This is a genomic window from Pseudomonas sp. CG7 (assembly GCF_023701885.1).
GTDB lineage: Bacteria > Pseudomonadota > Gammaproteobacteria > Pseudomonadales > Pseudomonadaceae > Aquipseudomonas > Aquipseudomonas zanjanensis.
The window spans coordinates 23,247-35,353 of the sequence record NZ_JABAEE010000067.1; the positions used below are offsets into that span (position 1 = coordinate 23,247).

Sequence of the window (12,107 nt, forward strand, 5' to 3'; positions counted from 1 at the left end):
CAGTGCTCCTGATTCAACTCAAGATTGGATAAAGACATTGACCGGGAAATTCCCCAGCGCGGCGCTGATCAGCAGCTCCCTTTGGGGTGTGACTGTTGCGCTTGAAAAAACTCCCTTCAGTTTTTCATCCTTGGCGGCGAACGGTAACGACACGCGGGTATCGCCCCAATCCGACGCAACCACCAGCGGCACGGCACTGTTTTCCAGCAAATGCGCCACATGGACAGGTACGACAATGATCGCTCGCTGCTGCGAGTCCTCCCGCATGAAAGCCAGCACCCGGTGGGCCTGCTCGCCGAGTACTTCCAACGGCTGGTAGCGGCCCTGGCGCCATAGCTGCGGGTACTCGGCCCGCATGGCCAACGTCCTGGCGATCAATGCCTGCTTGATCCGGCCGTCACGCCAATCCCGTACCAGCGCGGCCGGCGTGTTGTCGGCGTGCATTGCCTCGCGGCGCGCCTGGAAATCCACCGGGCGGCGGTTGTCCGGGTCCACCAGGCTGAAATCCCAGAACTCGTTGCCTTGGTACAGGTCCGGCACGCCGGGTACGGTCATGCGCAGCAAAGTTTGCGCCAGGCTGTTGAGCGCACCCGCCGGCGCCATGGCGTGGACCGCCTCGGCAATGGCGCTGCGCAAGGGCAGCCCCTCATCGCCCAGCAGCAAGCGTTCGAGGAACATCTGGGTGGCTTGTTCATAAGCATCGTTGACCGCCGCCCAGCTGCTTTGCAGCTTGGCTTCGCGCAGGGCCTTGCGTTGCCATTGCCATAGGCGCTCGTTGTATTCGGCCAGTGCCTTGTGGTCTTGGAGGTCGAGGTCCAGCGGCCAGCTGCCGAGCAACGCTTGGTAGAGGATCAGTTCATCACCGGCCGAGGGCGCAGACGGGTCGCTGTGCAGCGAAGGCGAGAGGATGCGCCATTGTTCGACGCAGGTGGCGTACCAATCGGCGCGCTCGCTGAGCACGGCCAGTCTGGCGCGGGTGTCTTCGCCGCGCTTGTGGTCGTGGGTGGCGGTGGTGATCAGGTTGTCGGGAAAATGTTCGAGTCGCTCGAGGCATGCCTGGTGGAATTCTTGCACCGGGGCGCTGAAGCGCTCGGTGTTATAGCCGACGTCATTGCGCGACAGCAGCACCGCCGAGCGATAGAGCGCGGTGTCCTCCACGGCTTTGGCGGCCGCCGGCGAAGTCAGTTGCTGGAAGCGCACGCAGGCGTGACGCAGGCGTTTACGCTGGCTGCCCCGCGGACGTTGCCGCCAGGGCATTCCACCGAGCCAGCCGGCCAGGCAATCGAGCACCGGCCAATCGGCTTCGCTGAGTATTTGCCGGGCACCTTCCAGGGCTTGGTTGAAAAACACTTCGTCTTCGGCGGAGCGCCCCATGGGCGTGATGTAGGTGCGGTATACCGGGAAATGCACGATCAACGCCTGCAAGGCCCGCCGAATCGCGCCGAGGGTCAGGTCGCGGGTCATCACATCGTCCCGGGCCACTTGCAGCAGGGCCTGGGCGACACTTTCAAAATCCCCGGCCAAGGAACCATTGAGAATCTGTTGGCGAGCCAGGCGGGCTTCTTCAATGAAATGTGCCGGCCGCTCGCTGTGCCGGCTCCAGAATTCAGCGAGGGGGGAGGCACCGGCCGGGTCGTGCTGCAGCAGCGAGACCTGGTTCATGAACTCGTAGCCGGTACTGCCATCGATGTTCCAATCCCGGCGCAAGGTCTCGCCATCGCCGAGGATTTTCTCGACGAAGATCGGCAGGTGCCGCGACGGCGACAACGAGTCAAGACGCCTGCGTAATTTGCGGCAGTAACCGCGAGGGTCTGCGAGACCGTCGATATGATCGATCCGCAGCCCATCCACCAAATCTTCGCCGATCAGTTCGAAAATCTTGGCATGGGTGGCTTCGAATACGGCCGGACGCTCGACCCGCAGCCCGCCCAGTTCGTTGACATCGAAAAAACGCCGCCAATTGATGTCGTCCGCTGCGGTGCGCCAGCTGGCGAGCCGGTAGCTCTGGCGCTCCAGCAACTGATGCAGGCGCTCGAAACCCTGGGGCTGGGTGGAGTCGTAGGCGCCCAGGTTGTCCTCAATGGCGGCAAGGATGCCGGCGTGTGCCGCCAGGTCCTGCAACTCTGCTTGCAGCGGGCGGGCGAGGGTGTGGGCATCGCTCTGGTAATTCAATGTAGTGAAGCGCTCGGCCAGGGCCTTGAGCGGTTCGGCCTGTTCGGCGGGCAGGGTTTCGGCGGGCTTGAGCAGCTCGCCGTAGTGCATCGGGCAAATCGGGAAGCGGGGTTCGTAATGCTCGACATAGAAGCTGCCCTGGGCGGAATCGAAGCGCAGTTGCAGGGTGCCTTCCTGCAAGGTCACGCCGTAGTCGCTGCCCAGGAACGGTAGCAACAACTGGCCTTCCATCAGCGGGTCCGGGGAATGCCACTGGATGTCGAAAAACTCGCCGTAGGGGCTCAGGCGTCCCCATTCCAGCAGATCCAGCCACCAGGGATTGTCATTGCCGCCGACGGCCATGTGATTGGACACGATGTCGAGGATCAAGCCCATCCGGTGCTCGCGCAACGTTGCAACCAAGCGCTTGAGCGCGGCTTCGCCACCCAGTTCGGGATTGACCAGGGTCGGGTCGACAACGTCGTAGCCGTGCATGGCGCCGGCCCGGGCCTTGAGCAGCGGCGAAGCATAAATATGGCTGATGCCCAGCGAGGCGAAGTACGGTACCTGGGGGATGGCATCGTCCAGGGTGAAGCCTTTATGGAACTGCAGGCGCAACGTAGCCCGCAGTGGTTGGATCAACGTCTGTTTCATCGGTCACGCTCGTTCGCCTGAAGTCGCGCGCAGGCGAGTATTTCCAGGCGCCGGGCGGCGGCCGGGTGGTCCAGCAGCGCCTGGCTCTGTTGGGTCAGGCGGCGGCGCCAGTTGGGGTGGGTGTCGATGGTGCCGGGCAGGTTGGCTTGCTCCTCGATGCCCAGGGCATCTTCGAGTGGCAGCAAGACCAGCGGCGCTCGGGTGTGGCCGAGGAAGCGCACGCTGGCATCGAGCACCTGGTCGGTCTCTCGATGTTCTTCGCGAAAATTCTGCGGGTCCTGGTTCAGCACTTGGCGCAGGCCTTCGCGTTCGCGCTCGCGGTGTTTGCGCCAGTCCATCTCGGTGGGGGAATCGATCAGGTCCAGCCGGGCGTTCCAGTCGATGTCATGACCGTGCCACCAGCCGTTTAGCGTTGGCAGGTCATGGGTGCTGGTGGTCGCCAGGGCGTTGTCCGGCCAGTCGAGGATGGGCTTGAAGTGGGTGTTGTCCTGTTCGAACAACAGTACGCGCATGCCCAGGATCGAGCGGGCGATGAGTTTTTCCCGCAAGCCATCCGGCACGGTACCGAGGTCTTCGCCGAGCACGATGGCCTGGTGGCGATGGGACTCCAGTGCCAGCAGGCGCAGCAGGTCGTCCACTGGGTAATACAGGTAGGCGCCATCGCTGGGTGGGGCGTCGTTAGGAATCACCCAGAGCCGCTGCAAGCCCATTACATGGTCGATGCGCAAGCCGCCGGCGTGGGCAAAGTTGGCCCGCAGCATTTCAATGAAGGCGCGAAAGCCGTTGCGCATCAGGCCTTCCGGGGAAAACGCCGAGATGCCCCAGCCTTGGCCGGAGCGGTTGAGAATGTCCGGCGGCGCGCCCACGGTCAGTGACGCGAGCAGTTCGTCCTGGCGGCTCCAGGCCTGGCTGCCGCCACCGTCGGCGCCCACCGCCAGGTCGGCGATCAAGCCGATGCCCATGCCGCTGGACTTGGCGGCGCTCTGGGCGCGTTCCAGGCAACGGGCAATCAACCATTGGCAAAAGGCGTAGAAGCCGATCTCATCGGCGTTTTCCTCGGCGAAATGGGCCAGGGCCGCGCTGCGTGGATCACGCAGTTCTTCCGGCCACTGCCGCCAGTCGAGGCTTTCGCCCCGGGCCGCGCGTTCGGCCTGCAAGGCTTCGAAGCGGCAATGGTTCTCCAGTGCTTCACCGCTGCTGTGACGAAAACTGCTGAAGTCTTCGTGCAACGGGTGCGCGCCCTGGCTGAACCCGTCATACAGGGCGCGGAGGATTTTCTGCTTGGCCTGGGCGGCGACCGGCCAGTCGATCAGCGGCTGCTCTTCCAGGTTGCGCAGTTGATTGGTCAAGCCGGTGGCGTCGATGGCGGTGCGCAGGGCACGTTCACCGAGGATGGTGCCGGGCGCGGCGTACAGGCTGTTGAGAAACAATCGGCTGGATGGCGAATAAGGGCTGTAGCGTCCGGTGTCGCTGCTGAACATGGCGTGCATCGGGCTGATGGCAATGGCCTCGGCACCGCGCTCGCCGGCCACCCGGGCCAGCTCTTCCAGGGCCTGGGTGTCACCGAAACCACCGTCGCCGGGGCGTCGCAAGGCATACAACTGCGCGCTCAGTCCCCAGGCCCGGGGCGTCGGGTCGTCCACCGCATCGGCCACGCTGTAGCAGCGGGCCGGTGCGACGGCCAGGGTGAAATGCTGGTTCTGGATATGGACGTGCTGATAGCCCACCGGGACCATCCCTGGCAGCCTGGCCTCGGCATCGAGGTTCAGGTGCAGTGTCGCGCCGTCTTCGAGTTTGATTTCGCAGGGCGTCCCGGCCTCGAAGTAGCGGCTCAAGTCCAGGCTGGCCCCGACATCGGCGGTGATCAGCGGTGGCAGTTGATGGTTCTGTTGATCCTCCTGTAACTGCAGCAGGCTGGCGTCGATTTCCTGGGCGCTGCCGGCGGGATGGCCCAGGCCGGTGAGGACCGAGCGCAGGACGGCCGGCGAGACTTTCTGGGCCCTGCCATTGGCATCGATCCAATCCACCGCCAGGCCCGCTCGGCCGGCGAGGATTTCCAGTTGCGCATCGCTCATAGGCGCTCTCCAGTGATGGTGGGCAAGGTTGTCGCCTGCGTCAGACTGACCAGCGCGCTGTAGGGCGCAAGGACGCCCTGTTGCAACAGACCCATGGCCTGCTGCGGATGTTCGAAAAGAATGCGTACCTCTTCCGGAGCCTGGTGTTCGACGGGGCGTTCGCCAAGGTTCAGGTCGATGCGCAACACGCTGCCATCGCCCAGTCGCCAGCGTGCGCTGACGGCGCCATGGCCCAGCACATCGGCCCCGAGGGCTTGAGCGCCGGGCAGGCGCGGGACGATGTCCTCACGGCGGATTTTCAGCAGTTGGCGATACAGCGCCTCGCTGGCCTGTTGCTCCGGTCGCTGTGGTTCCAGGCTCGGGCGTGACGCCTCGAAGGTGCCGGCCGCGTTGGGGTCGGGAATTCGCTCGCGTTGCTGCGGGTCGGCGAAAGCACTGAAGGCCTTGAACTCGTTGCGTCGGCCTTCGCGCACGAGTTCCGCCAGCTCGCCATGGTGGCTGGTAAAGAACAGGAACGGTTGTTCGGCCATTGCTTCATCGCCCATGAACAGCAGTGGGATCATCGGTGACAACAGCAACAAGGCCGTCGCTGCTTGCAGGGCCTGGGGGGCGGCGAGCTGATGCAAGCGTTCGCCGAGGGCACGGTTGCCGAGCTGGTCATGGTTTTGCAGGAACAGCACGAATGCGCTCGGCGGCAGGTGGCCACTGGGCTCGCCCCGGGATTCGCCATGGCGATTGATGTGGCCCTGGAAGACAAAACCCTGGCTGAGGCAGCGTGCCAGTTGTTCCGTCGGCTGCTCGGCATAGTCGGCGTAGTAGGCGTCGGTCTCGCCGGTCAGCAGCACGTGCAAGGCATTGTGGCCGTCGTCGTTCCACTGGGCGTCGTAGCCTTGTTCCAGCAGGCTGGCCTGGTTGTGTTCGTTTTCCACGGTCAGCCAGACATGCCGGACCGGGTCCACCTGTTCGCGCACCCTGGCTGCCAGTTCTTGAAGGAAGTCCGGGTCTTCGATGGCATGCACCGCGTCGAGGCGCAGACCGTCGAAACGGTATTCCAACAGCCACATCAGCGCATTGTCGATGAAGAAGTCCCGCACTTCGCGACGGCGAAAATCAATCGCCGCGCCCCAGGGCGTGTGCTTGTCTTCGCGGAAGAATCCCTTGGCATAGCGGTGCAGGTAGTTGCCATCAGGGCCGAAGTGGTTGTAGACCACATCCAGGATGACGGACAGGCCATGACCGTGGGCACTGTCGATCAGATGCTTGAGCTGTTCAGGCGTGCCATAGGACGCCTGGGGCGCGTAGGGCAGCACCCCGTCGTAGCCCCAGTTGCGATCACCGGGAAACTGCGCCAGCGGCATCAGCTCGATGGCGGTGACGCCCAGCCCCGCCAGGCGCGCTAGATGCTGTTCGAGCCCATTGAAACCGCCGAGGGCGCCCACGTGCAGTTCGTAGATCACGGCTTCGTGCCAGGGGCGGCCGGACCACTGGGTGTGCCGCCAGGAGTAGGCATGGGGGTCGACCACCACGCTGTGGCGGTCAATGTCGCCGGCCTGGGCGCGAGAGGCCGGGTCCGGCACCTCCAGCTCGCCGTCGATGTTGTAGCGATAGCGGGTGCCGGCGGGGCAACGGGTCTGGATCATGAACCAGCCGTCGGCTTGGGGCAGTAGCGGTATTGAATCGCCAGTGTCGAGTTCGACACTGACAAAAAAGGCATCCGGGGCCCAGAGTGCGAAGCGGGTGTGCTCGTCATCCAGCATCACCGCGCCGTGGGTCCATGTTTCAGGCGTCCTTGACGTCATTGTTACCTCATTGTCTGGCCGATTTTCCCAGGGACTTTGCCACCAGCTGTGCGTAGAGTTCGGCGTAGGCTTCCACGGCCTTGCACCAGTTGAACGGCGCCGACATGGCCCGGCAGCGCATGGCGTTGAGCAGGTCGGGGAACTCGAAGACCTTGAAGGCCCGGCTCAAGGCCTGTTTGTAGCTCTCCACCGTGGACTCATCGAACAGGAAACCGGTGATGCCATCTTCGATGGTGTCCGCCAAGCCTCCGGTATTGCGCGCCACCGGCAACGAGCCGAAGCGTTGGGCGTACATCTGGCTCAAGCCGCAAGGCTCGTAGCGCGATGGCATCAGCAGGAAGTCGCTGCCGGCGAACATGCGCCGGGCATCGGTTTCGTTGAAGCCGATGCGTACGCCGATGCGGCCGGGGAAGCGCAGCGCCAGTTCGCGCATGGCTTGTTCTTCCTCCGGTTCGCCACGGCCGATGATGGCGATCTGGCCACCGGACTCGACGATGAACTCGGCGACCGCTTCGGTCAGGTCCAGGCCTTTCTGGTAGACCAGGCGCGACACCACGGCGAACAGCGGGCCCGTGGAGTCGTCGAGGCCAAACAGTTCACGCACATGGCTCGCATTGACCGCCTTGCCATCCCAGTCGCCGATGGCGAACTGGCGGAACAGGTGCGAGTCGGTGGCCGAATCCCAGCTTTCGTCGATGCCGTTGGGAATGCCGCTGAGCAAGCCTTGTTGGGTCTTGGCCGCGAGGAAACCGTCGAGCCCGCAACCAAACGCCGGGGTGGTGATCTCCTGGGCGTAGGTGGCGCTGACGGTGGTGATATGGCTGGAGTAGGCCATCCCGGCCTTGAGGAACGACAGTTTGCCGTAGAACTCCATGCCTTCCTGTTGCAGGGCGTGCTCGGGGATGCCCAGTTCCGGGCAGGACGCCAGGCTGACCACGCCCTGGTAGGCCAGGTTGTGGATGGTGAACAGGGTCGGGGTGCGTTGCCCGCGCCAGTGCATATAAGCGGGCGCCAACCCGGCTGGCCAATCGTGGGCGTGGACCAGGTCCGGGCACCAGTGAATCTGCGCGAGGTTGGCGGCGATGTCGGCGGCGGCAAGGCCCAGGCGGGCGAAGCGAATGTGGTTATCGGGCCAGTCGCGGCCGTTGTTGGCACCGTAGGGCGAGCCTTCGCGGGCGAACAGTTCCGGGCAGATCAGGACGTAGATCACCAGGCCATCGGCCATGTCCATGCGCCCGATCTTGCAGGGCGGCAGTGCTGCGTGGCCGCCCAGTTCGCCGATGATGTGGATCGGATTGCCGCTGTTCATCACTTGCGGATAGCCGGGGATCAGTACCCGGACATCATGCAGCCCGGCCATGGCCCGGGGCAGTGCCGAGGACACGTCGCCCAGGCCGCCGGTCTTGACCAGGTCGGCGATTTCCGAGGTGACGAACAGGACTTTCTTGCGGTTGGGATTCTGTCGAGCGACGGGGAGCAGTGCCTTGCCGCCGGTGGCCAGCACCGGGGCCGTCGGCGATTCGGCCGCCGGCGGTAATTGTGAACGGACTTGTTGTGGTTCCAAGGCAGCACTGATCATAAATATCTCCCATTTTCTCGATCTGTTTCCGGCAAGCGCCAGAGCTGTTGTTTCATTGGCCGAATCCTGCGGCCAGGCGCACAAGCGCTACGAAGGAAAGCGAACGGCTACCCAAACGCGGCGAAGCGAAGCAGCTGGAGGAGCTGTTGCAATGACCAGTGCAAGGACTGCACCAGTCGCTATTGCCCTACCTCTAACCTGACCTGTCGCCGTTGCGAAAAGTTTCGACTTTTTTTCGTCTGGATGACCGGTCGGTTTTCCTCCCGGTTAGGCAGTCTAGGTCAGATCCTAGAGCGGTGCGGCTCGGTTCGTCGCATTGTCCGACAATCACGTTTTTTAGCGGCAATGTCTTACACGACGTTGGGGAATACGCACCGACGAAGTGCACATTCCTGAAAAGAAAAAAGTGTAGGGGGAGGGAGTTGGTTCACTGATGTGCGCGATGGGATGGCGCGACGCACCATCGGGGGGCGGGTGAAATAGCGGCGTTTTGATGGCTAATCACGCCCACTGGAAACACCCCTGTTCCCTGTGGGAGCGAGCTTGCGCGCGATGGCGGTGTGCCCGTCACCAACCCTGCAACTGACCCTCCGCTATCGCGAGCAAGCTCGCTCCCACAAAGGGAACAGTGATGCTCCTGCTCAGCCCGCCGGCGTCAGCAACCGAATCGGCGTGCCCGCCGCCCAAGCCAACAGGTCCTCGATCATCAAGGAATAGAACCGCTGGTAATTCTGTCGGCTGACGTAACCCACATGGGGCGTGGCCAGTACGTTGTCCAGCGTTCGGAACGGATGGGCGGCAGGCAAGGGCTCCTGGGCAAAGACGTCCAGGGCGGCACCGGCCAAGCGTTTGTGCTGGAGGGCGTCGATCAGGGCGGTTTCATCGACGATAGGCCCGCGGGAGGTGTTGACCAGCAGCGCCTCGGGTTTCATCCAGGCCAGCGCCTGGGCATCCACCAGGCCGCGGGTGCGTTCGCCGAGCACCAGGTGGATAGAGAGGATGTCGGCCTGTTCGAACAACGCTTGTTTGCTGACATAGGTCACGCCCACTTCGGCGGCTCGTTCGGCGCTGAGGTTCTGGCTCCAGGCGATGACCCGCATGCCGAACACCTGGCCGAATTGCGCCACCCGCGTGCCGATGCTGCCCAGGCCGAGGATTGCCAGCGTCTTGCCGTGCAGGTCGCCGCCCAGGCCTTGCTGCCACAGCCCGGCGCGCAAGGCATTGGCTTCCTGCACCAGGTTGCGGGTCAGGGCCATGATCAGCGCCCAGGTCAGTTCGGGCGTGGCGTGCTTGTAGCTGTCGGTGCCGCAGACCTGGATGCCCAATTCGGCGGCGGCCTTCAGGTCCAGGGCGGCATTGCGCATGCCGCCGGTGAGGAGCAGCTTGAGATTGGGCAGGCGGCGCAGCAGGCCTTCGTCGAACACGGTGCGTTCGCGCATCACGCAGATCACCTCGAAGCGCTGCAAACGTTCGGCGAGGGTGTCGCGGTCGGCGGGATAGTCATGGAGAAACGTCACCTGGCCGACGCTGTCGAGCACCGACCAATCCACCACGCCGCGTGCCACATCTTGCCAATCGTCTATGACTGCTATTTGCACCGCCATGGATCACCTCGTCAGGGAATGGGTTTGTCCAGCCAGCCGAGCAGCGCCTTATGGAACCGATCCGGCTCTTCCATTTGCGGGGCGTGCCCCAGATTGGGGAACTCCACCAGGGTCGCGCGCGGAATCAGCCCGGCCACCTGCTTGCCCAGTACCTCGTAGTGGCCCAGTTTGGCCTTGACCGCCGGCGGCGCGATGTCGCTGCCGATGGCGGTGGTGTCCGAGGTGCCGATCAGCAGCAGGGTGGGCACGGTCAGGTCCTTGAACTCGTAGTAGACCGGCTGGGTGAAGATCATGTCGTAGATCAGCGCCGAGTTCCATGCCACTTGCTGATGACCCGGGCCCTTGTTCAAGCCGGCAAGCATGTCCACCCAACGGTCGAACTCAGGTTTCCAGCGGCCGGCGTAATAGGTAGTGCGCTCGTAATTGCGAATCCCCTCGGCGGTGACCTTCAGCTCACGGGCGTACCATTGGTCCACGGTGCGGTAGGGCACGCCCAAGGCTTTCCAGTCTTCCAGGCCGATGGGGTTGACCATTGCCAGGCGTTCGACCTGATCGGGAAACTGCAACGCGTAGCGGGTGGCGAGCATGCCGCCGGTGGAATGGCCGAGGACGATGGCTTTCTGTACGCCGAGGGCCTTGAGCAAGGCCTGGGTGTTGGTTGCCAGTTGTTGGAAGCTGTACTGGTAATACTCGGGTTTGCTCGAGGTGCAGAAGCCAATCTGGTCTGCCGCGACGACCCGGTAGCCGGCCTCGCTGAGGGTCTTGATCGAATCGCCCCAGGTGGCGGCGCAGAAATTCTTGCCGTGCATCAGCACCACGGTGCGGCCATTGACCTTGCCTTGGGCCGGCACGTCCATATAGCCCATCTGCAAGGATTGGCCCTGGGACTGTAAGGCGAAATGCTTGAGGGTGTAGGGGTATTCGAAGCCTTCCAGCTGCGCACCGTAGGCCGGGCCTTCCGGGGGATTGGCGGCCTGGGCAAGCAGGGGCAGGGCGGCGGTGAGGAACAGGCTGGGCAACCAACGGGGCATGATTCGGGACATGGTCGATCTCCTTGTGGCCGCCGCCGATCCTGGCGCGACCCGATTATGGCGACATTAACCACAGGCAACCGAACGGCCCGAACGTTCAACCCATCCAGCCCAGCGTGGCCAGGGCGAGCACGCCATAGCGCATGCCTTTGGCCAGGGTCACGATCAGCAGGAGACGCCGCCACGGCTCGCCCATCACCCCCGCCACCAGGGTCAGCGGGTCGCCGATGATCGGCAGCCAACTGAGCAACAGCGACCAGCGGCCGAAGCGCTGATAATGCCTGCGAGCCTTGTCCAGATGGGCCGGGCTGACCGGAAACCAGCGGCGGTCCTTGAAGTGTTCCAGGCGCGTGCCCAGCCACCAGTTCACCAGCGAACCCAGGACGTTGCCGACCGTGGCGACCGCGAGCAGCAACCCGGTTTCGTGGCGCTCGCTGAGCAACAGGCCGACCAACTAGGCCTCCGACTGCAGCGGCAACAAGGTCGCCGCGCCGAACGCCGCCAGGAACAAGCCGATATAGGCTTCGCCCATCAGTGGGCCGGGTAATCCGCCACCACGGTTTGGGTCCCGTCTTTTTTCTGGCCGATCACTTGATAAGCGTCGCTCATGCCATCCATTTCCATGCCGGGCGAGCCCATGGGCATGCCCGGGGCGGCGACGCCGAGCAAGTCATCGCGCTTGCCCAACGCCAGCACCTGGTCGGCCGGGACATGGCCTTCGACGAATTTGCCGTTGATTTCGGCGGTGTGGCAGGAGCGCAGGTTCGGCGCTACGCCCAGGCGTTGCTTGACCGAGCTCATGTCGGCCTCGACATGGTCGTTGACCTTGAAGCCGTTTTCTTGCAGATGCGAGATCCACTTTTTGCAGCAGCCGCAATTGGCATCGCGGTGCACATCGATGGTCACCGGCTCGGCGGCCTGGGCCAGGGAGGTGAGGAACAGGGCGCTCAAGGCGAGCAGGTGCAGGGGGTTGGCCATGGAGGTGGTCTCGTGTCGTACGGTTTGGAGGGAGGATAACAGAGTAGCGAGCACGAGCTGACAGGGGGCTGAGGCGGGGATTACAGAATTGTCAGGTGGGGGGCGGAAGAAAACCTGTGGGAGCGAGCTTGCTCGCGATAGCGGAGGGTGCGCCGTCAAGGGTGTTTTATGTTGGCCCCCGATAGCGAGCCATCTAGCTGCCACACGGGGGCCACTCGAGCAATTGGGTGTCGCGG

At 63.8% G+C, this 12,107-nt stretch carries 7 protein-coding genes and 1 pseudogene; all 8 read right to left on the bottom strand.

The genetic code is table 11. From position 1 onward, the window contains the following. Positions 1 to 18: 18 nt before the first annotated feature. On the bottom strand, positions 19 to 2,805 hold the full coding sequence (locus HGO40_RS23175; protein ID WP_250964903.1) for a malto-oligosyltrehalose synthase: 2,787 nt from the start codon (positions 2,803 to 2,805) through the stop codon (positions 19 to 21). Further along, positions 2,802 to 4,880, bottom strand: coding sequence for a 4-alpha-glucanotransferase (gene malQ / locus HGO40_RS23180; protein ID WP_250964904.1), 2,079 nt, complete (start codon positions 4,878 to 4,880; stop codon positions 2,802 to 2,804). The genes HGO40_RS23175 and malQ overlap by 4 nt, the downstream gene beginning before the upstream one ends. Next, positions 4,877 to 6,679 carry a malto-oligosyltrehalose trehalohydrolase gene (gene treZ, locus HGO40_RS23185; protein WP_250964905.1) on the bottom strand — a complete coding sequence of 601 codons (1,803 nt, stop codon included), beginning with the start codon at positions 6,677 to 6,679 and terminating at the stop codon, positions 4,877 to 4,879. Before treZ ends, malQ begins: the two co-directional genes overlap by 4 nt. Positions 6,680 to 6,686: 7 nt before the next feature. Next, positions 6,687 to 8,258 carry a glycogen synthase GlgA gene (gene glgA, locus HGO40_RS23190; RefSeq protein WP_250964906.1) on the bottom strand — a complete coding sequence of 524 codons (1,572 nt, stop codon included), beginning with the start codon at positions 8,256 to 8,258 and terminating at the stop codon, positions 6,687 to 6,689. Positions 8,259 to 8,899: 641 nt separating this feature from the next. Then, on the bottom strand, positions 8,900 to 9,862 hold the full coding sequence (locus HGO40_RS23195; RefSeq protein ID WP_250964907.1) for a D-2-hydroxyacid dehydrogenase family protein: 963 nt from the start codon (positions 9,860 to 9,862) through the stop codon (positions 8,900 to 8,902). 11 nt (positions 9,863 to 9,873) lie between these two features. Then, the gene (locus HGO40_RS23200; protein WP_250964908.1) at positions 9,874 to 10,905 is read right to left on the bottom strand and encodes an alpha/beta fold hydrolase; all 1,032 of its coding nucleotides are present in this window, start codon (positions 10,903 to 10,905) and stop codon (positions 9,874 to 9,876) included. 85 nt (positions 10,906 to 10,990) lie between these two features. Next, a pseudogene (locus HGO40_RS23205) lies at positions 10,991 to 11,425 on the bottom strand (YqaA family protein). Further along, a complete protein-coding gene (locus tag HGO40_RS23210) occupies positions 11,425 to 11,871 on the bottom strand; it encodes a DUF411 domain-containing protein (protein WP_186705711.1) in 447 nt (148 codons plus the stop codon). Before HGO40_RS23210 ends, HGO40_RS23205 begins: the two are co-directional and overlap by 1 nt. Between the last annotated feature and the right edge of the window lie 236 nt (positions 11,872 to 12,107).

Excerpts from the sequence above, each read along its gene's own strand:
- HGO40_RS23175 (WP_250964903.1), bottom strand. The coding sequence starts at position 2,805 with ATGAAACAGACGTTGATCCAACCACTGCGGGCTACGTTGCGCCTGCAG.
- malQ (WP_250964904.1), bottom strand. The coding sequence starts at position 4,880 with ATGAGCGATGCGCAACTGGAAATCCTCGCCGGCCGAGCGGGCCTGGCG.
- treZ (WP_250964905.1), bottom strand. The coding sequence starts at position 6,679 with ATGACGTCAAGGACGCCTGAAACATGGACCCACGGCGCGGTGATGCTG.
- glgA (WP_250964906.1), bottom strand. The coding sequence starts at position 8,258 with ATGATCAGTGCTGCCTTGGAACCACAACAAGTCCGTTCACAATTACCG.
- HGO40_RS23195 (WP_250964907.1), bottom strand. The coding sequence starts at position 9,862 with ATGGCGGTGCAAATAGCAGTCATAGACGATTGGCAAGATGTGGCACGC.
- HGO40_RS23200 (WP_250964908.1), bottom strand. The coding sequence starts at position 10,905 with ATGTCCCGAATCATGCCCCGTTGGTTGCCCAGCCTGTTCCTCACCGCC.
- HGO40_RS23210 (WP_186705711.1), bottom strand. The coding sequence starts at position 11,871 with ATGGCCAACCCCCTGCACCTGCTCGCCTTGAGCGCCCTGTTCCTCACC.